Source organism: Mycobacterium lehmannii (assembly GCF_001499925.1).
Classification (GTDB): Bacteria; Actinomycetota; Actinomycetes; order Mycobacteriales; family Mycobacteriaceae; genus Mycobacterium; species Mycobacterium lehmannii.
Genome location: NZ_LQIR01000023.1, coordinates 328,075 through 349,821, shown reverse-complemented (window position 1 = coordinate 349,821; position 21,747 = coordinate 328,075). Strand labels below are relative to the sequence as shown.

At 66.7% G+C, this 21,747-nt stretch carries 23 protein-coding genes; 14 read left to right on the top strand and 9 right to left on the bottom strand.

Features of this window, described 5'->3' with window-relative positions; genetic code table 11:
- Nucleotides 1-3: 3 nt before the first annotated feature.
- Genes AU192_RS14585 through AU192_RS14570 form a run of 4 tightly spaced genes read right to left on the bottom strand, consistent with a single transcriptional unit; the run spans nucleotide 4 to nucleotide 4,156 of the window.
- Nucleotides 4-1,470, bottom strand: a complete 1,467-nt coding sequence (locus tag AU192_RS14585; protein ID WP_064397261.1) for an adenylate/guanylate cyclase domain-containing protein — start codon at nucleotides 1,468-1,470, stop codon at nucleotides 4-6.
- A 13-nt stretch (nucleotides 1,471-1,483) separates the two neighbouring features.
- Nucleotides 1,484-1,786 (bottom strand): hypothetical protein, encoded by a 303-nt coding sequence (locus AU192_RS14580; protein ID WP_064397259.1) that lies wholly within the window; start codon nucleotides 1,784-1,786, stop codon nucleotides 1,484-1,486.
- A 13-nt stretch (nucleotides 1,787-1,799) separates the two neighbouring features.
- Nucleotides 1,800-3,308, bottom strand: coding sequence for a class I adenylate-forming enzyme family protein (locus tag AU192_RS14575; protein ID WP_064397257.1), 1,509 nt, complete (start codon nucleotides 3,306-3,308; stop codon nucleotides 1,800-1,802).
- On the bottom strand, nucleotides 3,305-4,156 hold the full coding sequence (locus AU192_RS14570) for an SDR family oxidoreductase (protein ID WP_064397255.1): 852 nt from the start codon (nucleotides 4,154-4,156) through the stop codon (nucleotides 3,305-3,307). Before AU192_RS14570 ends, AU192_RS14575 begins: the two co-directional genes overlap by 4 nt.
- 209 nt (nucleotides 4,157-4,365) lie before the next feature.
- Between AU192_RS14570 and AU192_RS14565 the strand changes: the two genes are divergently transcribed.
- The 4 genes from AU192_RS14565 to AU192_RS14550 all read left to right on the top strand — a co-directional run bounded on the left by AU192_RS14565 (nucleotide 4,366) and on the right by AU192_RS14550 (nucleotide 8,467).
- Nucleotides 4,366-5,943: a methylmalonyl-CoA mutase family protein gene (locus AU192_RS14565; RefSeq protein WP_064397253.1), complete on the top strand. Its 1,578-nt coding sequence runs from the start codon at nucleotides 4,366-4,368 to the stop codon at nucleotides 5,941-5,943.
- Nucleotides 5,943-6,368 carry a cobalamin B12-binding domain-containing protein gene (locus tag AU192_RS14560; protein WP_064397251.1) on the top strand — a complete coding sequence of 142 codons (426 nt, stop codon included), beginning with the start codon at nucleotides 5,943-5,945 and terminating at the stop codon, nucleotides 6,366-6,368. The genes AU192_RS14565 and AU192_RS14560 overlap by 1 nt, the downstream gene beginning before the upstream one ends.
- Nucleotides 6,369-6,461: 93 nt before the next feature.
- Nucleotides 6,462-7,418, top strand: coding sequence for an LLM class F420-dependent oxidoreductase (locus AU192_RS14555; RefSeq protein WP_064397249.1), 957 nt, complete (start codon nucleotides 6,462-6,464; stop codon nucleotides 7,416-7,418).
- The gene (locus AU192_RS14550) at nucleotides 7,415-8,467 is read left to right on the top strand and encodes a CaiB/BaiF CoA transferase family protein (RefSeq protein ID WP_082695020.1); all 1,053 of its coding nucleotides are present in this window, start codon (nucleotides 7,415-7,417) and stop codon (nucleotides 8,465-8,467) included. Before AU192_RS14555 ends, AU192_RS14550 begins: the two co-directional genes overlap by 4 nt.
- Here the strand turns inward: AU192_RS14550 and AU192_RS14545 are convergent.
- On the bottom strand, nucleotides 8,455-8,769 hold the full coding sequence (locus AU192_RS14545; protein ID WP_064397247.1) for a 2Fe-2S iron-sulfur cluster-binding protein: 315 nt from the start codon (nucleotides 8,767-8,769) through the stop codon (nucleotides 8,455-8,457). The two genes, AU192_RS14550 and AU192_RS14545, sit on opposite strands and share 13 nt — an antisense overlap.
- Before the next feature lie 112 nt (nucleotides 8,770-8,881).
- Between AU192_RS14545 and AU192_RS14540 the strand changes: the two genes are divergently transcribed.
- Genes AU192_RS14540 through AU192_RS14525 form a run of 4 tightly spaced genes read left to right on the top strand, consistent with a single transcriptional unit; the run spans nucleotide 8,882 to nucleotide 12,920 of the window.
- Nucleotides 8,882-10,279: a class I adenylate-forming enzyme family protein gene (locus AU192_RS14540; protein WP_064397245.1), complete on the top strand. Its 1,398-nt coding sequence runs from the start codon at nucleotides 8,882-8,884 to the stop codon at nucleotides 10,277-10,279.
- Nucleotides 10,264-11,076: an acyl-CoA dehydrogenase family protein gene (locus AU192_RS14535; RefSeq protein WP_064397243.1), complete on the top strand. Its 813-nt coding sequence runs from the start codon at nucleotides 10,264-10,266 to the stop codon at nucleotides 11,074-11,076. The genes AU192_RS14540 and AU192_RS14535 overlap by 16 nt, the downstream gene beginning before the upstream one ends.
- Nucleotides 11,063-12,151 (top strand): acyl-CoA dehydrogenase family protein, encoded by a 1,089-nt coding sequence (locus tag AU192_RS14530; protein WP_064397241.1) that lies wholly within the window; start codon nucleotides 11,063-11,065, stop codon nucleotides 12,149-12,151. The genes AU192_RS14535 and AU192_RS14530 overlap by 14 nt, the downstream gene beginning before the upstream one ends.
- A 1-nt stretch (nucleotide 12,152) precedes the next feature.
- Nucleotides 12,153-12,920, top strand: a complete 768-nt coding sequence (locus AU192_RS14525; RefSeq protein ID WP_064397238.1) for an enoyl-CoA hydratase/isomerase family protein — start codon at nucleotides 12,153-12,155, stop codon at nucleotides 12,918-12,920.
- Between the two features lie 250 nt (nucleotides 12,921-13,170).
- Here the strand turns inward: AU192_RS14525 and AU192_RS14520 are convergent, their stop codons facing one another.
- On the bottom strand, nucleotides 13,171-13,935 hold the full coding sequence (locus AU192_RS14520; RefSeq protein ID WP_064397236.1) for an SDR family NAD(P)-dependent oxidoreductase: 765 nt from the start codon (nucleotides 13,933-13,935) through the stop codon (nucleotides 13,171-13,173).
- Between the two features lie 74 nt (nucleotides 13,936-14,009).
- Here AU192_RS14520 and AU192_RS14515 point away from each other — a divergent pair, with 74 nt between their 5' ends.
- Nucleotides 14,010-15,155, top strand: a complete 1,146-nt coding sequence (locus AU192_RS14515; RefSeq protein ID WP_064397234.1) for a thiolase family protein — start codon at nucleotides 14,010-14,012, stop codon at nucleotides 15,153-15,155.
- Nucleotides 15,156-15,202: 47 nt separating this feature from the next.
- On the top strand, nucleotides 15,203-16,093 hold the full coding sequence (locus AU192_RS14510) for an ArgK/MeaB family GTPase (RefSeq protein WP_064397232.1): 891 nt from the start codon (nucleotides 15,203-15,205) through the stop codon (nucleotides 16,091-16,093).
- Here AU192_RS14510 and AU192_RS14505 read toward each other — a convergent pair.
- A complete protein-coding gene (locus AU192_RS14505) occupies nucleotides 16,045-16,674 on the bottom strand; it encodes a TetR/AcrR family transcriptional regulator (RefSeq protein WP_064397230.1) in 630 nt (209 codons plus the stop codon). The genes AU192_RS14510 and AU192_RS14505 overlap by 49 nt on opposite strands.
- An 88-nt stretch (nucleotides 16,675-16,762) precedes the next feature.
- On the opposite strand from AU192_RS14505, the gene AU192_RS14500 reads away from it, so the two are divergent.
- Genes AU192_RS14500 through AU192_RS14485 form a run of 4 tightly spaced genes read left to right on the top strand, consistent with a single transcriptional unit; the run spans nucleotide 16,763 to nucleotide 19,196 of the window.
- Nucleotides 16,763-17,470 carry a hypothetical protein gene (locus AU192_RS14500; RefSeq protein ID WP_064397228.1) on the top strand — a complete coding sequence of 236 codons (708 nt, stop codon included), beginning with the start codon at nucleotides 16,763-16,765 and terminating at the stop codon, nucleotides 17,468-17,470.
- A complete protein-coding gene (locus tag AU192_RS14495) occupies nucleotides 17,467-18,306 on the top strand; it encodes a hypothetical protein (protein WP_064397225.1) in 840 nt (279 codons plus the stop codon). Before AU192_RS14500 ends, AU192_RS14495 begins: the two co-directional genes overlap by 4 nt.
- Nucleotides 18,303-18,899 carry a cytochrome c oxidase subunit 3 gene (locus AU192_RS14490; RefSeq protein WP_064397223.1) on the top strand — a complete coding sequence of 199 codons (597 nt, stop codon included), beginning with the start codon at nucleotides 18,303-18,305 and terminating at the stop codon, nucleotides 18,897-18,899. The genes AU192_RS14495 and AU192_RS14490 overlap by 4 nt, the downstream gene beginning before the upstream one ends.
- Nucleotides 18,900-18,902: 3 nt before the next feature.
- The gene (locus tag AU192_RS14485) at nucleotides 18,903-19,196 is read left to right on the top strand and encodes a cytochrome C oxidase subunit IV family protein (protein ID WP_064397219.1); all 294 of its coding nucleotides are present in this window, start codon (nucleotides 18,903-18,905) and stop codon (nucleotides 19,194-19,196) included.
- A gap of 98 nt (nucleotides 19,197-19,294) precedes the next feature.
- On the opposite strand, the gene AU192_RS14480 is transcribed toward AU192_RS14485, so the two are convergent.
- Together AU192_RS14480 and AU192_RS14475 are read right to left on the bottom strand one after the other, a co-directional pair.
- Nucleotides 19,295-20,899, bottom strand: coding sequence for an FAD-dependent oxidoreductase (locus AU192_RS14480; RefSeq protein WP_064397217.1), 1,605 nt, complete (start codon nucleotides 20,897-20,899; stop codon nucleotides 19,295-19,297).
- Nucleotides 20,900-20,928: 29 nt separating this feature from the next.
- Entirely contained in the window at nucleotides 20,929-21,735 is an 807-nt protein-coding gene (locus AU192_RS14475) for an IclR family transcriptional regulator (protein ID WP_082695019.1), read from the bottom strand.
- Between the last annotated feature and the right edge of the window lie 12 nt (nucleotides 21,736-21,747).

Below are 21,747 nucleotides of genomic sequence, written 5' to 3'. Positions count from 1 at the left end.
TCTTTAACCAGGCTCGGCGGTGGGTGTCCACATCTCGGTGGGTGCCGATCGACCGCGCAGGGTTTCTGATCCCTGCGCCTCCCAGCACCGTCGTTCCGCCTCACCGGCACGTTCGATCGCGCCACCCGAGCACAGCGCTCGTGCGGGAAACTCCTTGGCGCGGTCGGCTAGTCGGGCCGCCTCGTTGACCGCGTTCCCGACAACGGTGTATTCGTACCGGTTCTCCGCGCCGATGTTGCCTGCGAACACCGGTCCGGCCGAGACGCCGATTCCGAAGTCGAGTGGTAGGCGCTGCAGGTCGGCGACCAGTTCGCGTGCGGTGGTCAGCGCCGCGGACACCGGATCGTCGGCGCGCAGGGGAGCGCCGAACACGGCGAGCGCCGCATCGCCTTGGAACTTGTTGATCAAGCCGTGCCGCTGATCCACGGCCGCGACGACGATACGGAAGAACTCGTTGAGCAGCTCGGCGACCTCGGCGGGCTCGTGAGTGACCGCCAACCGGGTCGACCCGACCAGATCGATGAACAGCACCGCGACGTCACGTTCGTCGCCTGACAACGATTCATTCTCCTCGACGGCTCGCCGGACCACGTCCTCACCGACGTGGCGGCCGAACAGGTCGCGCAGCCTGTCACGCTCGCGCAGCCCGGCCACCATGCTGTTGAAACCGCGTTGCAGGCGGCCGATCTCGGACCACTCATAGACCTCGACGGACCGCTCGATGTGACCGCGCTCGACCTCTCCCATCGCCTGCACGACCTCTTGTACGGGGTCCGAAATCGACATCGAGGTCAGGATCAGCGAGCGCAGACCGAGCACAACCGCCACCAACGCGAGCACGATCAGCGCCAACTCGATCGGAGCCGTCTCCTCGATCAGCCATCCATTGTTCCGCATCACCAACAGCGCGGCGATCGCCACACCCGGAAGCGCGGTGCACACGGTCCACATCAGCAGCAGCCGTGCCCGGACCCCGGGTGCTGTCAACCGCGATGAGCTGGAATCCACTGCCACGCTGGCCAATACGGGTCGTAACGTCCGCAGCGTGAACAGGAAGCCGGTGCACACCGTGGCGATCGTTCCGAAGAGCATCGCCGATCCGATCACCCCCAGCGCCTCGGATCCGGCGTCGAGGTTCCGCGGTACCAGGACCGCGGCTGTGAGGATCCACGGTGTCACCGTGGCCGCGGCCTGGCGACGCATCATCCTCAGCGTCGAGTGCCGTTCGTCGGCGGTGGGAGGGCGCCCCTCACGCAGATAACGCAACGGCGGACGCAAGATGTAGGCGGCACTGATACCGACGGTGGCGGTACCGACCGCGAGCAGTGCCGCCGCGGTGACCGCATTGCCGAGATTCACCACGCTGCGTCCGGCCAGCAGTCCGACGATCACGACGACCTCGATCGCCGTCAGCAGGTAGGCGGACGCAAGGCCGACCACGTACCGGGTGAGCAGGCGGCGTGGCCTCACCCCGTGGAAGGTATCAGTCGCTCGCAGGTAGCGGCTTGGCTTCTTTGAGAGACAACGGTGTGGCGCCCACGCTCAGTGTTCCGGCCCCGGCTTTGGTCACAAGGACCTCTGCGCCGTTCTCGTCGACGTAGCGCTTGCCCATCGCATTGCCGCCGGAGAGGTCGGGGTCGATCTGGGCGTCGGCTGATTTCTCGGCGTCGAGGGGCACCATGGGAACACCGCCCGCACGCAGATCGTCGAGGCTGTCCGAGCTGCGCACGACGATGACCTGGGTGTCACACACCTGGCTCTGCAGTCGCGTGCCGTTCTTGATCATGCTGGGCTCCTTGCTATTTGGTGGCTGTCAATTCGGCGATCAGTTCTCGACGCAGCACCTTGCCGGTCGCGTTGGTCGGCAACTCGTCGCGGAACACGACGCGGTCGGGCGTTCGCGATCCACGCAACTGGCGGCGAACATGCTCACGTAGTTCGTCGGCGTCCGGGGTGGCCGGGCCGTCCGGAGTGTCGGCCGGGACCACCACCGCGACGATGATCTGTCCCCACTGCGGGTCCTCGGGCCCCACCACGGCACAGTCGCGCACCGCCGGATGCTCGACCAGGACGTCCTCGATCTCGGCCGGTGCGATGTTCTCGCCACCGCGGATGATCGTGTCGTCGGAGCGCCCACCGATGAACAGGTAGCCGTCCTCATCGAGCATCGCGATGTCCTTGGTCGGGAACCACCCGTCGGCGTCGAGCACCGATCCGATCTCGGTGTAGCGGCCGGACACCTGGTCGCCGCGGACGAAGAGTTCCCCGGTCTGGCCGGGGCCCAGCACTTCGCCGTCGGCGTCGCGGATCTGAACCTCGATCCCCGGCACCGGCTGGCCGACCGAGCCCAGCCTGCGCAGCACGGACTCGACTGACGAGGCGAGCGCCTCGCGGTGGTCATCGGGTCCGAGCACGGCGATGGTCGAGCTGGTCTCGGTCAAGCCGTAGGCGTTGACGAAGCCGACCTCCGGCAGCAGCGAAAGCGCCTTGCGCACCAATGGAAGTGGCACCTTCGAGCCGCCGTAGGCCAGGCTGCGCAGGGTCGGCAGCGATACGTTGTCCGACTCCAGGGCAGCCACGATGCGGTCCAGCATCGTCGGCACGACCGTCGCCGACGTCACGCCCTCATCACGCACCAACCGGATCCATTCGCGGGCGTCGAACTGCGGCAGGTACACCATCTTTCGGCCGGCGTACAGGTTGGACAGCGCCGCACTGACACCGGCGATGTGATACGGCGGGACACAGATCAACGCGGCGTCGCCAGCTTCGGCGGAGTCGAACTCCACCGTGCCGGTGATATAGCTGGTGAGGTTGCTGTGCGTCAGCTCAACGGCTTTCGGCCGCGACGTGGTTCCCGACGTGAACAGCACGACCCCCACGTCCTCGGGGTCGGGGAACACAGGGACATCGGGGCCGGGCTCGCTATTCCGCGCGGCGTCGAGGAACTCGTCGGACCCGATCACCTGCTTGCCCGCGCCGGCCACCATCTCGCGGTATTCGGCGTCGGCGACGACGAGGGGCTGGGGGAGGCGATCGATGAGCTCACGAAGCCCGTCGGCGGACAGCCGGTAGTTCAGCGGCGTCACCGGCACCCCGGCGCGCGCGGACGAGAACAGCAGCAGGGGCAGCATCGCCCCACCCATGCCGACGTATGCGACGTGGGACGCGCCCGAGGCGGCGATGACGCCTGCGCCGCCGTCGGCCAGGGCGCTCAACTCACCTGTGGTCAGCCGCAATTCGCCCGACACCACGGCGGTGCGGTCCGGATTGCTCGAGGCCATCTCGAGCAGCAGTGAGATGCTCATGATTTGTCGACGAAGATATCAAGTATGGGGTCGTCCCCACCGCCGTAGCGCGACAGGTCCGTCACGCCGGCTTCAGCGAGCAGTTCGGAGTCGATGAAGCACTTGCCGTTCACGTCGGCCGCAGGTCGGGACAGGATCAGCGCGGCTGCGTCGCCCATGATCTGAGGGTCGCGGGACCGCTCCAGCATCTCTTGGAAGCCGGGAGCGTTGGCGACTGCGGAGGTCGCGATGTAGGTCTCGGGCCACAGGCAGCTGAATCCGATGCCTGCTTCCGCGTACTCGGCGGCCCACCCCAGCGACAGCAGGGTCATCCCATACTTCGACAGGGTGTAGGAGGGGTGGGCGCCCAGCCAGTGCGGGTTCATGTTCAGCGGCGGCGCCAGCGTGATCACGTGCGCTCCCGCCGGCTCCGCTCCTTCGGCGCGCGCCGCAGACTTGCGCAGATACGGCAGCGCTGCCTTGGTGAGCAGGAACGTGCCGCGCACGTTGATGTCCATCATCAGGTCGAACTTCTTGGCCGCCAGCTGCTCGGTGGGCTCGGTGGCGATGGCGCTGGCGTTGTTGACCACGACGTCCACGCCGCCGAAATGCTCGACGGCCGCGTCGACCGCGCGCTGCACATCCTCTTCTTTGCGGACGTCGCCGACCACCGCCACGCCCTTGCCGCCGGCGGCCTCCACCTCGGCGACCGCGGTGTGCACGGTGCCCGGCAGCTTCGGATGCCGTTCGGCGGTCTTGGCCAGCAGGACGACGTTGGCGCCGCGCCTGGCCGCGGCGAGGCCGATCGCGAGACCGATGCCGCGACTGCCGCCGGAGACGACGAGTGTGCGGTCAGTGAAGGCGGACATGGACCTCCTTTGTCTGCGACCAGCGTCGCCCCACGATGCTAGCCGACACCGGATGTGACCGGTATTAGCGTTCTCATTTTACGCAAGTGCCATATTCGCTGTGTACCGCGCCTTCGGCATCTTTTACTGCCGGGTGACGCCCCGTCCTCGGTGCACGTTTCCGGCCTGCGGTATTGGCATTCTCATTTTTTGCAAGTACGTTATCCGTGATGAGCGAGCCAGTACAGACCCCGTCGGGGATCCCGCTCGAGCCGGTTTACGGACCTGCGGACAAGCAGACCGAGCCGCCTCCGCCCGGTTCCTATCCGTTCACGCGCGGGAACTTCGCCACGGGGTACCGCGGGAAGACGTGGACGTTCCGCCAGTACTCGGGGTTCGGTACGCCTGAGGAGTCCAATCGGCGCTACCGATACCTGCTGGACCAGGGCGGCACCGGGCTGTCGGTGGCGCTTGATCTGCCCACGCAGTGCGGCTACGACTCCGACGACCCCGAATACGGCGAGGAGGTGGGCCGCGTCGGTGTCGCGGTCGATACCCTCGCCGACGCGGAGATCCTCTTCGACGGCATTCCGCTGGACAAGATCAGCACCAGCTTCACGATCAACGGCACGGCCGCCATCCTGCTGGCGTTCTACGTCGCCGCCGCGGAGAAGAAGGGGGTGCCGCGGGCCAAGCTCACCGGCACCATCCAGAACGACATCCTCAAGGAGTACGCGTCGCGCGGCACCTGGATCTGGCCGCCGGAGCCGTCGCTTCGCCTGATCGCCGACACCATCGAGTTCTGCGCGGCCGAGGTGCCCAAGTTCAACGCGATCTCGGTGGCCGGGGCGCACTTCCGCGACGCGGGCGCCAACGCGGTGCAGGAGATGGCGTTCACCCTCGCCGACGGCGTCACGTACTGCGACACCGTCGTCGAGCGCGGACGCATGACCATCGACCAGTTCGCGCCGCAGATCTCGTTCTTCTTCTACACCCACGGGGACTTCTTCGAGGAGATCGCCAAGTACCGCGCCGGCCGGCGGCGCTGGGCGACGATCGTGCGCGAGCGCTACGGGGCGTCGTCGGACAAGGCGTCGATGTTCCGGTTCGGCTGTGTGGCCGGCGGCGCATCGCTGTTCGCGCCGCAGGCCCAGAACAACCTCGTCCGCGTCGCCTATGAGGCGATGGCCGCGGTACTCGGTGGCGTGCAATCGATGTTCACCGCGGCGTGGGACGAACCGTTCGCCCTACCCAGCGAGGAGTCGGCCACGCTGGCGTTGCGCACGCAGCAGATCCTCGCCTACGAGACCGGCGTGACCAAGGTCGCCGATCCGCTCGGCGGGTCGTACTTCGTCGAGGCGCTCACCGACGCGACGGAGGAGAAGATCATCGAGATCATGCACGATCTCGAGACCCACGGCGGCATGGTCCGTGCGATCGAGGACGGCTACCTGCAGGGGCTGATCGCCGACGAGGCGTTCAAGATCCACCAGGAGATCGAGTCCGGTACGCGACCGGTGGTGGGGGTCAACAAGTTCGTCTCCGATGAGCCGCCGCCCGAGATCGCGACCTACGAACTCGACGCCGAGGGCCGCGATCTGCAACTCAAGCGGCTAGCGAAAGTCAAGGCCGAGCGCGACGCCACCGCGGTCAAGGAGGCGTTGGCGGCGCTGGCGCGTTCGGCGGAAGGCGACGACAACCTGATGCACAAGCTGGTCGACTGCGCTAACGCCTACTGCACTGTGGGAGAGATGGTTTCGACACTCAAGTCGGTGTGGGGCGAGTTCCAGCAGCCGGTGGTGTTCTGATGGCGGACTCTTCGACGGCCGGCCCGGTGCGGGTTCTGGTCGCCAAACCCGGGCTGGACGGACACGACCGCGGCGCCAAGATCGTCGCACGGACGCTGCGCGATGCGGGTTTCGAGGTGATCTACACCGGAATCCGCCAGCGCATCGAAGACATCGTGTCGATCGCTTTGCAGGAAGACGTAGCGCTGGTGGGACTTTCGATCCTCTCCGGTGCACACGTGGCGCTGACCACGCGCACGGTAGAGGCCCTGCGCGCGGCCGACGCCGGCGACATCGCGGTCGTCGTCGGTGGCACCATCCCGCAGGGCGACGTGCCCAAGCTCCTGTCCGCGGGCGCGGCTGCGGTGTTCCCAACGGGGACCTCGCTCGACACCCTTGTCGACGAGGTCCGCAAGCTGACCGCTGGGTCGCAGGTGGACGGATGAGGGTGTCGCCGAATGTGAAACGTCGGCGATTTTTCCGGGCGTTTTTCGCCAAGGATTCACATTCGGCGCTGAACTTTCGGAGGATGGACTGACATGCGGCTTGGTGTGATGATCGGGGCCGAACGCGGCGATATGGCGCGCAAGGTCAACAAGCTGGTCTCCGATATCGAGTGGGCCGAATCGGCGGGAATGGACACCGCGTGGATGCCGCAGGTGCCCAACGACTTCGACTGCCTGACCATGGTGGCGCTGATGGCCGCCCACACCTCGAAGATCGAGCTGGGTACCGCGGTGGTGCCGCTGCAGGCGCAGCACCCGATCGCACTTGCGCGTCAGGCCCTGTCGGTGCATGCGATGGCGGGCGGGCGCCTAGCGCTCGGGGTGGGACCGTCACACCACTGGATCGTGCGCGACATGCTTGGGATCCCCTATGAGAAGCCGGCCGCCTACACCCGCGACTATCTCGAGGTGCTCAACGCCGCGCTCGCAGGCCCCGGCGACGTCGACGTCGAGAACGACACCTTCACGGTGCACAACCCCACCGTCCTCGGCGCGGAGCGCCCGCTGCCGGTGCTGGTGGCCGCGTTGGGCCCGGTGATGCTGCAGATCGCCGGGGAGCGCGCCGACGGCACCGTGCTGTGGATGGCCGACGAGAAGGCCATCGGCGAGCACATCGCGCCCAAGATCAACAAGGCCGCCGCCGAGGCGGGCAGGCCCGCTCCGCGCATCGTCGCCGGAATTCCGGTGTGCCTGTGCGCGAATTCGGAGATCGAGACGGCCAAAGAGCGGGCGAACCGTATTCTCGCCGAGGCCGAGACGTCGCCGAACTACCAGCGACTGCTGGACTGTGGCGACGCGCGTGACGTGGGTGACTTGTGTGCGGCCGGCGACGAGGAAGCCATCCTGGCGCGGTTCAAGCGGTTCGCCGACGCGGGAGTCACCGACCTGTCGGTGCGCCTGCTGCCGATCGGCGAGAACCGCGACGAACTCATCGCGTCGAAATACAGGACGCGCGAGGTGATCGGCGAACTGGCCAAGGCTGTGCGGTGAACGGCCCGCTGGCCGGTATTCGCATCATCGAGGTCGGCGTCATGCTGGCCGGGCCGTACGCCACCATGCTGTTGGCGGACCTCGGCGCCGAGGTCACCAAGGTCGAGCCGCCGGGTGGCGAGATCTCGCGGCAGGTCGGCGACAGCTACTTCGCCAGTCTCAACCGCAACAAGAAGAGCGTCGTGCTCGACCTGCGGTCGGACGCCGGGCGACAGCGCCTGGGCGAGCTCGTCGCGGATTCCCATGCGCTGCTGGTGAATATGAAGCCGTCGGCGATCAAGAAGCTCGGCCTGACATATGACTCGCTCAAGCGCTTCAACGAACGCATCGTCTGTGTGGCGATGACGGGCTTCGGGCTCGAGGGCGGCGACGATCCGGCGTTCGACTACGTCATCCAGGCCGCAACCGGCGTCGCGGCGATGACCGGACATCCGGACGAACCGCCGACCTTGCCGGGATACTCGTCGGCCGACAACTCGACCGGACTGGCCGCCGCACTGGGGCTGCTGGCGCAGATCGTGTCGGGCCGTGGTGGTCAGGTCGACGTGTCGCTGCGGGACGTGATGTTCTCCCAGTTGAACTACCGCGCGTCGGCGTACCTCAACGACGGCGCGGAACCGCTGCGCTATCCGTTCGGGGCGCACTCGTATTACGTTCCGGCGCAACTGTTCGCGACGGCGGACGGTTATCTGGCGCTGTTCATCACCCATGACGGGTTCTGGCGGGCGTTCTCGGCCGAAGCGGGTATCGAGGGCTTTCCGACCATGGCCGAACGGGCAGCCCAGCGCGACGAGGTGCTGGCGGTGGTGGCCGAGGCGTTGGCCACCGACACCGCCGCGAGTTGGGAGTCGCGGTTACGTCCGCTGGGAATTCCCGTCGCCGCGGTGCGCACACTGCCCGAAGCGTTGGAACAGACGCCCGAGGTGGTCGTCACCGCGGGGGATTTCCGGTTGGTGCGCAGCCCCATTCAGATTGTCGGCTACGACCCCGAATACCGACCGGCACCCCGCGTCGACGAACACGGCGATGTCGCGGCTCAGTCGTCGTAGGTCACGCTGATCGTGTCGGTTTCCGGGATCGCTTGGCAGGTCAGGATGTATCCCTCTTCGACCTCGTCCTCGTCGAGAGCGTCGTTGATACGCATCGTGGCGCGGCCCTCGGTCAGCTTGCCCATGCAGGTGCCGCAGTTGCCGGCTTCGCACGAGAAGGGCGGCGACAATCCGGCTCGCCTGGCGCTTTCCAGTAGCGTCTCGTTGGCGACGCGCGATACCGATACCTTCTTGCGGTCGAGCACGATCGTCACCTGTCCGCCACCCTGTGCTGGCTGGTCAGGCATCGGATCCGCCGTCATCTATGGCTCTCCTGGCATATCGGTTCTAACTGGGCGAGAATACCATTCTCGTTAAATGATACGCTATTCTCAAAGCGAAATCCGGCTCGGTTGACACTAGTGAGGACAGAGTGTGAGTGAGGCGATCGCGCTCGCCTTCGAGCAGCGTGAGTACACGCTGTCGCAGCTGGATGCGCTGGCCGCGGGCATGGCGGCCAACCTGGAGCGGCGCGGTGTGCACGCCGGGGACCGAGTTGCGCTCATGTCGTCCAATCGCCCGGAGTTCGTCGTCGCGCTGCGCGCCGTCTGGCAGCTGGGCGCTTCGGCAGTACTGCTCAGCCCGGCGTGGCGGCGCGCAGAGATCGAGCACGCCCTCGCGCTGACCCGACCGACGCACGCGGTCGGCGACCACCCCGTGCTCGCCGAACTCATGCCGATGCTGTCGCTCGACGACCCGATCGAGCCGGGGCGGCGCGAGATCCACCCACCCGATCCGCAGAGCGACGCGCTGTTCGTGTTCAGCTCGGGCACCACCGGCATGCCGAAGGCGGTACGTCATACCCATGCGGCGTTCGATGTCGCGGTGCGGCACTGGCGTGACGCGCTGCAGCTGTCTGCGTCGGATCGCATGCAGATCATGACACCGCCCTCGCACATTCTGGGCCTGCTCAACATCGTGATGGCGCTCGACACCGGCACATGGGTCCGACTGCATCGGCGCTTCGACATCGAGCTCATGCTGCGACATATCGAGAGCGACGGGATCACCATCGAGATGGCCGTGGCCCCAATCGCTTTGGCGCTTGCTGCACATCCCGATCTGGAGTCCTACGACCTTTCGTCACTGCGCTACATCATGTGGTGCGCGACCCCTGTCACGGCCAGCGTCGCCGAAGCCGTCACCGCCAGGACCGGGGTGAAGTGGGTGACCGCATACGGCGCCAGTGAGTTGCCGGTGATCTCGTGCAACGACATCGACGGCAAACACCTGGACACCGTGGGCCGGCCCGTACCTGGCGTGCGCGTGCGGGTGGTGTCGCTGGACACCGGTGCGGTCCTCGGGGTGGGTGAAGCCGGCGAGATCGAGGTGCAATCGGATTCGGTGATGGCGGGTTATCTGCCCTCGTCCGCGACCGCCGGCGCATTCCACGACGGCTGGTATCGCACGGGTGACGTGGGTTTCCTCGACGACGACGGGTGGCTGCGCATCACCGACCGGTCGAAGGAAATGATCAAGGTGCGCGGTTTTCAGGTCGCACCCGCGGAGGTGGAGGCGATTCTGCACGGGCACGCCGCCGTCGAGGACTGTGCGGTGTTCGGTGTGCCCGACACCGTCAACGGCGAAGCGATCATCGCCGCCGTGAAGGTGAATACACCGGTGTTGGAAGATGATCTGGTGTCGTGGGTCGGGGAGCGGTTGGCGTCGTACAAGCGACCCAGCCGGGTCTTCGTCGTGCCCGAGGTCCCGCGCCTGCCGTCGGGCAAGGTCTTGCGTCGAGTGCTGAAGGAGCGTCTGTGGACGTCCGTCTGACCAGTGAACAACAACAGTTGAGGGCCGCCGCCGCGAGCCTGGCCGAGGATCTCGGTCCCGGATCGGTGGCCGACCTCGACGATGCGAATCGGGTCGCCAGGCTGGAGAAGGCCGTGGACGCCACGGGCTTTCGTACGCTTCGCTCGGACGGCGCATCGGGTGTCGAAGTCGCGATCGTAGCCGAGGAGTTCGCCCGAAAGCTTGTCGACGTGCCGTTCATCGGGCCCGTGCTCGCCGACGACCTCAAGATGCGCAGCGGTCGTGTGCCGGTTGTCGGGGAGGCGGCGGAGTCGGTGGACCTGACGAAAAGCCTTGACGGCGTGGTCGAGTCGCCTGCCGAACTCGACGGTCTGTCCGAGGAAGACGCGGGCCGGTGGCGCGCGCTGGCGTTGACGGTGACGTGCGCCGACCTGGTCGGCGCGGCCAGGGGAGCGCAGGATCTCGCCGTCGAATACGCCAAGGTGCGCGAACAGTACGGTTCGACGATCGGCTCCTATCAGGCGGTCGGTCATCTCCTGGCCGAGAGCCTCGCCTTGATCGAGGGCTCGGTCAGCGTGCTGCGGCACGCCGCGTGGGCGGTCGACGAATTGCCGCCCACCGAAGCGATCGAGGCGGCGCGGGTCGCCAAGATTTACTGTGCGCGCTCGGCTTTGAGCGTCTGCGAGACCTCGATTCAGGTGCACGGCGGCATCGGTAACACCTGGGAGTGCCTGGCCCACGTCTATCTGCGCCGGGTGCTGGCCGCCACCGAGACGTGGCCCGTGAAGTTGGAGGAGCTGTCCATTGGACTTTCGTGACTCACCCGAGGAAGCCGCGTTCCGCGAGCGTCTACGCGGCTGGCTGACCGAACAGAAGGGCAGGTTCCCGACGTCGGGCGACGAGTACTGGGCCGCCCAGGGAGCTTGGCACCAGGCGCTCTACGAGGCCGGCTTCTTCGGCACGTCGTGGCCGAAAGAGTATGGCGGACAGGACCTGCCGCCGGTCTACGACGTGATCGTCGACGAGGAGATCGCCAAGGCGGGGGCGCCGGCGCGGCCCAGCCTGGGCTATCTGGTCGTCGGAATGTCACACCACGGCAGCGAGGAGCTTCGGCAACGCTTCCTGCCGGGGATGATCAACGGCACGGAGCGGTGGTGCCAGGGCTTCTCCGAGCCCGGCGCGGGTTCCGATCTGGCGTCGCTGACCACCACCGCCGTGCGCGAGGGCGACGAGTACGTCATTCACGGTCACAAGATCTGGACCAGCTATTCCGACGTGGCCGACTGGTGTCTGCTGCTGGCCCGCACGGACAAGGACGTCCCCAAGCACAAGGGCATTTCGGCGTTCATCGTGTCGATGCACCAGGCGGGCATAGAACAGCGGCCGTTGAAGATGATCAGCGGCGTCACCAAGGAGTTCGGCCAGGTGCTGTTCGACGGGGCCCGGGTGCCGGCGGAGAACATGGTCGGCGCGCCCGGTGAGGGCTGGAAGTTGGCCATGACCGTGGTCAGCCACGAGCGCGAGCCGTCGACGCTGGGGTTCTCGGCCCGCTACGGAAAGCTGGTGCGCCAGTTGGCCTCCCGTGTCGAGGGACCGGCTCCCGAGGAGCTGGCGTGGGCGTGGGTGCAGACCGAGATGCTGCGGCTGCACGTGCGCAGGCGGCTGTCCGAACAGCTCGACGGGATGACACACGGGCCGCAGGGCTCGCTGGACAAGTTGTTGATGACCTGGACCGAGCAGTCGGTCGGGCACGCCGCGCTGGCGACCGTCGGCACCGGTGATCCCGAGTTGTTCGGCGCCTACATGTACAGCCGCGCGCAGAGCGTGATGGGCGGTACCTCGCAGATTCAGAAGAACATCATCGCCTCGCGCATTCTCGGATTAGGAGTCTAAGTTGTACGACCTACCACCGGAGATCGACGTTCAGGCCGACGGCGCGTTGCGCATCATCACGCTGAACCGGCCGGACTCCTTGAATTCGGTCAACGACGACCTGCACAGCGGGCTCGCGTGGTTGTGGCCGCGGCTGGCCGAGGACCGCGAAGCTCGCGCGGCGGTGATCACCGGCGCGGGAAGAGCGTTTTCGGCCGGCGGTGACTTCGGTTATCTCGAGGAGCTGCGCCAGGACGCCGACCTGCGCGCAAAGACGATCCTGCACGGCCGCGAGATCGTGCTGGGTATGGCGCGCTGCCGGATCCCGGTGGTCGCGGCCGTCAACGGACCCGCGATGGGCCTGGGCTGCAGCCTGGTGGCGTTGTCCGACATCGTCTACATCAAAGATGATGCCTACCTTGCCGATCCACACGTTCAGGTCGGATTGGTGGCCGCCGACGGTGGACCGTTGGTGTGGCCGCTGGAGATGAGCCTGCTGCACGCCAAGGAGTACGCGCTGACCGGTGCGCGGATCTCGGCACAGCGCGCCGCCGAACTGGGCCTGGCCAATCACGTCGTCGAGGACCCGCTGAGCGAGGCGATCGCCTGCGCGAAGAAGATCATGGAACTGCCGCGCCAGGCGGTCGAAAGCACCAAGCGGCTGTTGAACATTCACCTTGAGCGGTCGGTGCTAGCGGTGCTCGACTACGCCAACACCGCCGAGGAGCAGTCGTTCAAGACGGACGACTTCCGCGAGATCGTCACGCGCCTGAACGCTAAGAAGAAGTAGGCACGAGCGCACCCCACTAGCCGCGCGAGCGTGCGTGTCTGCACACGACACGCCGCTCTTTGTCGGCATTTTGGGCACGCTCGTGACGCGCGAGCGTGCACACAATGGTGCCTCGAAGCGGGAGTAGCACAGCGGCACGCGATTTCATGTGCAAACGCGCACCGTCACGCTGGCGCGACGGTGCGCAAACTGCTGTAAAAACGCGACGTGTCGTGTGCAGACACGCACGCTCGCGGCACAGGGGGAGAGGCTACTTGGGTGGGAACCGCAACGCTCCGTCGAGGCGGATGATCTCGCCGTTGAGATAGTCGTTCTCGATGATGCTCTGTGCCAGTCGCGCGTACTCCGTCGATCGGCCCATCCTCTTGGGGAACGGCACCTGCGGACCCCAGTACTGCTCGAGTTGGTCGGCTGCCTGTCCGTACGCGGGGGTGTTGATGGTGCCCGGCGCGATGGTGACCACGCGGATACCGAGCGGCGAGAGATCGCGGGCCGCATTCAGCGTCATGCCGATCACGCCGCCCTTGGCCGCGGCGTACGGCAGCTGACCGATCTGACCCTCGTAACCGGCGATCGACGCGGTGTTGACGATCACGCCGCGGGCGCCCTCCTCGAGCGGCTCGGACTTCGCGATCGCGGCAGCCGCCAGCCGCATCACGTTGAAGACCGCGGTCAGGTAGAACTCGATCGTCGTCTTGAAGCCGTCGAGGTCCAGCGGCGAGCCGTCCTTGCCGATGAGCCGGCCGCCGCTGGCCGGACCGCCGTGGGTGTCCACCGAGATCCGCAGGGGAGCCAGCGCCGTGGCCTCGGCGATCGCCGCGTTGACGGAGTCCTCCGACGTCGCATCGGTACGGACGTAGCGCACACCGAGTTCGCTCTCCAGCTTCTTGCCCTTGTCGTCGGCCATGTCCGCGACGACGACCTTGGCTCCCGCGCCGTGCAGCCGCCGCACCGTCGCCTCGCCGAGGCCGCCGGCGCCACCGACCACGATTGCCGAGCTACCCGCGATTTGCATATGGTTCCCCTTCTTGCAACTGGCACTCTCGGCTTGAGAGAATAACATTCTCATACGTCGAGACGGAGATACCTATGCCTGAAGCCGTGATCGTTTCTGCCCTGCGCACCCCCATCGGCACCGCGATGAAGGGCACGTTGCGAGACACCGACGCCTACGAGCTGGCCGAGCACTTGGTCGGCGCGGCAGCCGGTGAGGTCGACGGGCTGGCCATCGACGACGTCATCCTCGGCGAGGGACTCTACGGCGGCGGCGTGATCGCGCGCCACGCCGCGATCACCGCGGGTCTCACCTCGGTACCCGGCCTGTCGAACAACCGGCATTGCGCCGCCGGCCAGGCCGCGGTCCAAAGCGCCGCCGCCAGCATCCGCGCCGGCATGGATCAGGTGGTGATCGCCGGTGGGGTGAACTCCGCCTCCACCACGCCGCGCTTCACCCGCCGCGCCAGCAGCGCGAAAGATCCCGCGATGCTCGACTGGTTTCCCCCGACGCACCCCGACCGCGCGGACGCGCCGAACATGGACATGTCGATCACGGTCGGCTGGAACGCCGCCGTGCGCGCGGGCGTCAGCCGCGAGGAGATGGACGAGTGGGCGCTCGGCTCACACCGCAAGGCGATCCAGGCGATCGACGAGGGTCGTTTCAAGGACGAGATCGTCCCGATCGAGACGCCCTACGGACAGTTCGACACCGACGAGCATCCGCGTCGCGACACCAGCATCGAGAAGCTTGCTGCGCTCAAGCCGCTGCATCCCGAGATCGAGGGCTTCTCCATCACCGCAGGCAACGCCTGCGGCGCCAACGACGGAGCCGCCGTGCTGACCCTGGCCAGCGAGCGGCTCGGGCTTCCCTCGCTCGGCACCGTCAAGGCCTGGGCATCGGTCGGCGTCGATCCCGCCTTCACCGGGCTGGCGCCCGTCGAGGCGATCCCGAAAGCCCTCAAGCGCGCGGGCATTTCGCTCGCCGACGTCGATCTGTTCGAGATCAACGAAGCGTTCGCGGCGATGTGCGTGGCCACCGTCAAACTGCTCGACATCGACCCCGACCGCGTCAACGTCAGCGGAAGCGGCTGCTCACTCGGCCATCCGGTCGCAGCCACCGGCGCGCGCATGCTCGTCACGCTCGTTCACGAATTACGCAGGCGCGGCGGCGGGATCGGGGTCGCCGCGATGTGCGCGGGCGGCGGTATGGGATCGGCCACGGTCATCGAGGTGGCCTGAGCCGCCCGGCGGCGACATCAAGCAGGCGCTCCGTAGACTCCCAGACGATGACCACCTCAAACGATATTGCGGAGCTCATCGAGACGGCACGCAACGGATCGGCCCGCGCGACCGGCCGATTGCTCAGCATTGTCGAGAGCCCCCGGCGCAGCGAACTTCTCGACGCGCTGGGGTCCGTCGAGGTGCCGCGAGTGGTGGGAGTGACCGGGCCGCCGGGTGCGGGAAAATCGACGACGGTCGGTGCGCTCGTCGGCGCGTACCGTGAGCGAGGCGTGCGTGTCGCGGTGCTCGCGGTCGACCCGTCGTCGCCATACAGCGGGGGAGCGCTGCTCGGCGACCGGATCCGCATGGCCGCCCACATCAACGATCCCGACGTGCTGATCCGATCCGTCGCCGCCCGTGGGCATCTAGGTGGGCTGGCCGCGGCGGTGCCCGCGGCGATCCGCGTTCTCGCGGCGCTGTCCTACGGGCTGGTGGTGCTGGAGACCGTCGGGGTCGGACAGTCCGAGATCGAAATCGCCGCGGTCGCCGACCCCACCGTCGTCATCCTCAATCCCGGTGCCGGTGACGCCGTACAAGCGGCCAAGGCCGGCCTGCTGGAAGTCGCCGACATCGTGGTGGTGAACAAGGCCGACCGTGAGGGGGCCGACCAGACCGTGCGCGACCTTCGCGCCGAGAGCAGCGCCCCCGTCCTGAAACTGATTGCCGCACAAGGCGACGGCCTTCCTGAACTCGTCGACGCGATCGATGCGCATCACCGCTCCGACAGCCCGGAACGGCGCGCAGCGCGCGCCAGGACGCAGATCTTGTCGCTGGCGCAGACGCTGCTGCGCACGCATCCGGAGCTGGACCGGCTGGCGGCGGCCGTCGCCGACGGCACCGACGACCCCTACACCGCCGCCGAGCGCCTCTTCGTCGTCGACCGGGAGCGGCGCTGAGCCTGCTCCGGTAGGTCGAGCAGCCGGCGGGACATCCGAATCAACTGAGCGCGAAGCATTTCGGCGTCGAGATCGGAAACCAGGGGGTGCATCACGGCCACGCTGATCGCGCTAGACAGCACCGCCGCGTGCAGCCGCGCCTCCGGTCCGGCCTGGGTGCCCAGCAGCGCGGCATACAGGCGTTCGATGAACCGTTGGAACGGCTCATGTTCGGCCTGAAGCCGGATGATCACCGGATCGAACTGCAGCACGCTGACGACTCCGCGTCGTTCGACGGCCTGGTCGATCATCCGGTCGAGCAGGATCTCGCGTGACTTGAGGCCGTGGTCGGCCGCCTCGGCAGCTTCGAGCGCGTCCTCGAGATAGCCCATCTCTCGTTCGGTTATCGCGATGACGATCTCTTCCTTCGTCTTGAACTGGCGGTACACCGCCGCCTTGGTCACCCCGATTTCATCGGCGATCATCTGTAGCGAGGTGCCGCTGACCCCGTGTTCGGCGATCAAGGCCAGCGCGGCGTCCAAGACCCTGGTCTGGGCAGCGGTGCGGGTGATCGCACTGAATTTCTGCTCTGCCACGGCCATGTCGTCGAGGGTAGCCCAGCATTGACCGCCTGGTTGCCGATCGGTTACCGTTCGAGTAGCCGATCGGCAACCAACTATTAGGCGGACGATGAAGCGAACTGATGGCGAGTTGCTCATGCTGTGGGCGCTGCCCGCGATGGTGATCATCTGGGCCTCCGCGTTCTTCTTGTTTCCCGGCTTCCTGCATCCGATGTCTCCGACGATGTCCGCGGAGGAGGTCGCAGACTTCTACCGCGACGAGACAGCCCGAATCCGCTACAGCATGATCCTGTTCAACTGGTTCGGGGTCGGTTTGATCCCGACGGTGATCCTGATCGCGATGCAGGTTCGCAAGATGGCGCACCGCACGCCGATCCTGTCCTACTGCCTGATCGCGTGCGCAGGCGGTCCACCGACGCTGTTCCTGATCGCCAACATGTTCTGGCTGTTGGGATCGTTCCGGCCCGAGCGTTCCCCCGAGCTGACTCAACTGCTCAACGACCTCGCCTGGGTCACCTTCACCGTGCTGGTCCCCTATCTCATCGCCCAGTGCCTGGTGCTCGCCCTGGCGATCTACTGGGATCGTCGAGACCAACCGGTCTTCCGGCCATGGGTGGCGCACTTCAACCTGCTCATCGCCGCCGCATTGGTGCCCGCGGCATTCGGGGCGGTGACGTTCGAGGGCCCGTTCGCGTGGGACGGCGTGCTGTCGTTCTGGCTCAAGAACATCGCGATCGCCGTCTGGATCGTGGTGATGGGAGTCGTTCTCGCCCAGAACATCCGCCGCCAACGTGCCGAAGCCGCGGTCGCCGCATGAGCGCGTTGAGCGCAGAACCGGTGACGGCGCCGGACCCGCCCAACGATACACGGTGGGGCAGGCTGGTCTGGAACTTCCGCTATCACCCCAAGCGTGAGCTGTGGTTCGCGTGGTGGGTGATGGTGGTCTTCTACCAGTTGTACGGCGTGCTGTTCTTCCTCGTTACAAGGGTGCAACCGCCGCCGAGCCCCGACTGGGACACGCCGTTGATCGTGCAGTGGTTCGCCGATCGCCATCTCGGTCTGCTCAGCGGGTTCGGCGTCGTGTTCCTGATCTCGGGCATGTGTGCGCCGATGAATGCCCTACTCGCATACTCGATGTGGCGGATGTCGGTAAGTCGTGTCTTCGCCTACTCGTACCTGATCATGTACTCGCTCGCTGCGCTGCCCGGCATGCTCGTGATGGCGATCGCGATGACCGTCGGCGCGCTCCGGCCGGACCGTGACCCCGAACTGATCGTGTGGATGTATGACTTCGCGTTCCTGTCGTTCAGCGGAACGATGGGTGTCTTCCTGGTCGGCTCGGTGGTCTGGCTGGTGGCGATCCTGCTCGACAAGAACAACGTGTTCCCGAAATGGTTCGCGTATCTCGGGCTGTGCAATGCGCTGACCGAAGTCGTCGTCGCACCGGCCTGGATCTTCCAACGCGGCGCATTCGCGTGGAACGGTGCGATCGCGTGGTGGATCAACATGGTCGTCTTCATCACCTACACCGCGGCGTTCATCATGCTGCTGCGCAAAATGATCGAGCGGGAGGATTTCGGCACGGGACCGCTGCCCGATCTGCCGCCGAAAGACTCAACCGAAGCCACCGAAGCGGTGGAGGCGGCTCGATGACTGACGTCGTTGGCGCCGCGCCGAAACCGCTCGAGGATCAGCCGCAACGGCGAGTGCCCGGCCAGCCCGACATGTGGCTGTTCGTGTTGTTCGAGGCGCTGCTGTTCACCGGCTACTTCTCGGTCTACCTGGCTCTGCGCACGCAGAACGAGGATCTCTTCCTACAGTCCCAAGCCGATCTCGACCTGCGGATCGGAGTCTTCAACACCATTGTCCTGTTGACGAGTTCGTGGGCGATCGCCCGGTGCGTGCAAGCCGCGCGCGGCGGTTCGTACCGTTCGGCGACGACGTACGCCTATGTGACCGTGGGTCTCGGGGTGACGTTCGTGGTGTCGAAGGTGTTCGAGTGGATTCTGGAGATCCGCATGGGGAACACGTTCACCAGCGCCGAGTTCTTCCAGCACTACTTCTTCCTCACGTCGCTGCACTGCATCCACGTGTTGATCGGCTTCATCGTGTTGGGTGTGGTCCTCTACCAGTTGCGCAGCCCGGCGCGACGCTCGCAGGAACTCGTCGAAACGGGGGCAACGTACTGGCACACGGTCGATTTCCTGTGGGTGCTGATTTTCGCAATGCTCTACATCGTGAGGTGACCGGTGAGCAACACCATGAGCAAGAGACTCGTCATCGCCTGGGCGATCCTGACCTTGCTGACGCTCGTCTACGTCTGGATGGATGGGGCGGTCGATCAGAACGGCACCCTGAAGGCCAGCACCGTGGTCACCGTCAGCGCGATCGTGATCGCTCTGATCAAGGTGCGCATCATCTTTCGGGAGTTCATGGAGGTACGCCACGCCCCGGACTGGCTGCGCCGCCTCACCGACGGCTGGGTGGTTCTGGTCGCCACCTGCCTGTTGAGCAGCTACTTCATCGGAATGGCGGTAGCCTGAGCGGCACTCGACGCTGAGTGTGCGGTTCGATACGCAACACGCCGCGATGAGCGTATCGGGTCGCACAGTCGAGCACCGGCGGGCGTTCGAACCATGAGCTACACGCGCGCGGAGGCGGCAAGGCCCGCACGGTAGCCGAACACCATTGCGGGGCCGATCGTTCCACCGGCACCGCCGTACGCCTTGCCGGTTGCCCCGGCCATCGCATTGCCCGCGGCGAACAAACCCGGGATCGCCGACCCGTTGACGTGCAGCACCCGGCCGTCGCTGTCGGTGCGAGGGCCGCCCTTGGTGCCCATCGCGCCGATCGACACCGGCACCGCATAGTAGGGCGGCGTGTCGATCGGGCCGAGGGTGCGGCCGGCGGGTGTCGGCGCCTTGTCGTCGCCCCAGTACCCGTCGTAGGCGCTCGAGCCCCGCGCGAAATCCGGATCGCGATCGTGGGCGACGCCGTCGTTCCAGGATTGCAGCGTGCGTGCCAACCCGTCGGGGTCGATGCCGGTCTTCTCGCCGAGCTCCACCAGGTCCTTCGACGGTGAGAACCAGTCGGGGGCAGGGCCATCGGGTTCGATGCCGAGGAATCCGTACTTCTTGAGGTGCAGCGAGTCGAAGACGATCCACGCCGGATCGTTGGCATACCCGAGCTTGGGATCGAGATAGTGGAACGGCCCCGCCATCGAGTTGTACTCGCCGGCTTCGTTGAGGAACCGCTTGCCCGCCCGGTTGACGATGATGCTGCGCGGACGGGTCCTTTCCAGACGGACGCTGCGGCTGCGCGGCTGACCTCCGAACGTGTCACCGGGAAGTTGCACGATCGGCACCCACCACGCCTCGCCCATGTTGGCCAGGTCGGCGCCGTGCGCCATCGCCATCCGCAGGCCGTCTCCGGTGTTGTTGGGCGGTGAGACGGGTCCGCGCATCGGCCCCCGCAGGTACGCCTCGACCAGCTTGCGGTCCCACTCGAACCCGCCGGTTCCCAGGATCACGCCTCGACGGGCCCGCACGGTGAACTCGTTGCCGTCCTGCGAGATTCGAGCGCCGGTGATGCCGAGGGGGTCGGAGAGCAGTTCGACCGCGCGCGTGTTGGTCCGCGGCGTCACACCGAGGTTCAGCAGCCCCTTCAACAGCCCGGCGACCAGCGCCGTGCCCGCCACGCAGTAGTCGCCGGATTCGTCGTCGACCGAGGCGTGGATGCGCGCACGGGTCTCGGCGTCGATGCCGACGTTGCTGAAATCCGCCGGAAACGACGTGATGCGGTCGCGCCACTCACCGAGCAGGCTCAAGTCGAAAGGCTTCGCGTTGAGCGAACGCCCACCGGAGGGCCGCCCACCGGGCAGCTCGGGCTTGTAGTCGGGGAACCCCTCGGCAACCTCGAAACGCAGATCACTGTGTGCCTCAACGAAATCGAGCATCTCGGGGCCGGTGCGCACGAATGTCTCGACGAGGTCGTCGTCCATGTATCCCAGCGATTGGGCGCGCAGGTAGGCCATCGCGTCATCGACGCTCAGCTCACCCGCGGCGGCCCGGTTGTGCGCGGGTATCCAGATGATCCCACCCGACACCGCCGTCGTGCCACCCACGGTCCCGGCCTTCTCGTAGATCTCCACCGAAGCGCCATTGGCCGCCGCGGCGAGCGCCGAGGTCAGACCGGCCCCGCCGCTACCGAGTACGACCACGTCGACGTCATGATCCCAATCCGTCACGTGCTGCTCCTTCCGGCTGGAGTGACCCTCTAGTTGAGGATCGTGGACAACTCGTCGGCCGCCCTGATGACTGCGTCTCTGCCGCGCGTCAGGACGTCCTCGCGGTGCGAGATGAGGTTGATACATGTCGGCGGCGCGGGTGGCCGTCGGCGCACCGGGACCGCGAGGCCGTAGGTGTCCGGCTCGATCTCGCCGTGGGTGATCACCCACCCCTGCTCCCGCGTCTGCGGCACCAGATCACGCTCGCCGGGGCGCGGCGGCATGCTCGCCAGCAACGCGATTCCGGCGGCGCCGCGGTCCAGCCCATAGCGGCTGCCCTCATGGAAGGACAGTTGATAGAAGACGTTGGTCGGCACGACAACGGCGATCGCGACTTGCTGATCGCCCTCGGCGACGAGAAGCGACACCGTGCTCGAGAGTTCGTCGGCCAGACCCCGCAGGGTCGGCAGGCTCAGCTGGCGCACGTTGTTGTCGAACGACGCCCCGAGCACCGCCAGCGCCGCGGCCGAGCGGTAGCGGCCGTCCTCGCCCTTGGCCACCAACCGGAACTGCGACAGCGTCGACAACAAGCGGTAGGCAATGGTCCGGTGCACACCGATGTCGTCGGCGATCTGCTGGGCGGTCAGGCCGGTGGGGGAGCTGGCCACCAGCTGCAAGGCGGCCAACCCTCTGGCCAGCGTCTGCGAGCCGGGCGCCCCGTTCGGCACGGCGCCGATCGGCTCCGGCCCCGGGCGGGCTCCGCCCTGCTCCACCCGATGTCGGGCTCCGCCCTGCTCCACCCGATGTCGGGCTCCGCCCTGCTCCACCCGATGTCGGGCTCCGCCCTCCGAAGGCATGGCGTCCCTTCC

Excerpts from the sequence above, each read along its gene's own strand:
- AU192_RS14570 (WP_064397255.1), bottom strand. The coding sequence starts at position 4,156 with ATGTCCGCCTTCACTGACCGCACACTCGTCGTCTCCGGCGGCAGTCGC.
- AU192_RS14490 (WP_064397223.1), top strand. The coding sequence starts at position 18,303 with ATGACTGACGTCGTTGGCGCCGCGCCGAAACCGCTCGAGGATCAGCCG.
- AU192_RS14505 (WP_064397230.1), bottom strand. The coding sequence starts at position 16,674 with ATGGCCGTGGCAGAGCAGAAATTCAGTGCGATCACCCGCACCGCTGCC.
- AU192_RS14475 (WP_082695019.1), bottom strand. The coding sequence starts at position 21,735 with ATGCCTTCGGAGGGCGGAGCCCGACATCGGGTGGAGCAGGGCGGAGCC.
- AU192_RS14545 (WP_064397247.1), bottom strand. The coding sequence starts at position 8,769 with ATGACGGCGGATCCGATGCCTGACCAGCCAGCACAGGGTGGCGGACAG.
- AU192_RS14580 (WP_064397259.1), bottom strand. The coding sequence starts at position 1,786 with ATGATCAAGAACGGCACGCGACTGCAGAGCCAGGTGTGTGACACCCAG.
- AU192_RS14510 (WP_064397232.1), top strand. The coding sequence starts at position 15,203 with ATGACCACCTCAAACGATATTGCGGAGCTCATCGAGACGGCACGCAAC.
- AU192_RS14555 (WP_064397249.1), top strand. The coding sequence starts at position 6,462 with ATGCGGCTTGGTGTGATGATCGGGGCCGAACGCGGCGATATGGCGCGC.
- AU192_RS14520 (WP_064397236.1), bottom strand. The coding sequence starts at position 13,935 with ATGCAAATCGCGGGTAGCTCGGCAATCGTGGTCGGTGGCGCCGGCGGC.
- AU192_RS14575 (WP_064397257.1), bottom strand. The coding sequence starts at position 3,308 with ATGAGCATCTCACTGCTGCTCGAGATGGCCTCGAGCAATCCGGACCGC.
- AU192_RS14565 (WP_064397253.1), top strand. The coding sequence starts at position 4,366 with ATGAGCGAGCCAGTACAGACCCCGTCGGGGATCCCGCTCGAGCCGGTT.
- AU192_RS14515 (WP_064397234.1), top strand. The coding sequence starts at position 14,010 with ATGCCTGAAGCCGTGATCGTTTCTGCCCTGCGCACCCCCATCGGCACC.
- AU192_RS14560 (WP_064397251.1), top strand. The coding sequence starts at position 5,943 with ATGGCGGACTCTTCGACGGCCGGCCCGGTGCGGGTTCTGGTCGCCAAA.
- AU192_RS14500 (WP_064397228.1), top strand. The coding sequence starts at position 16,763 with ATGAAGCGAACTGATGGCGAGTTGCTCATGCTGTGGGCGCTGCCCGCG.
- AU192_RS14495 (WP_064397225.1), top strand. The coding sequence starts at position 17,467 with ATGAGCGCGTTGAGCGCAGAACCGGTGACGGCGCCGGACCCGCCCAAC.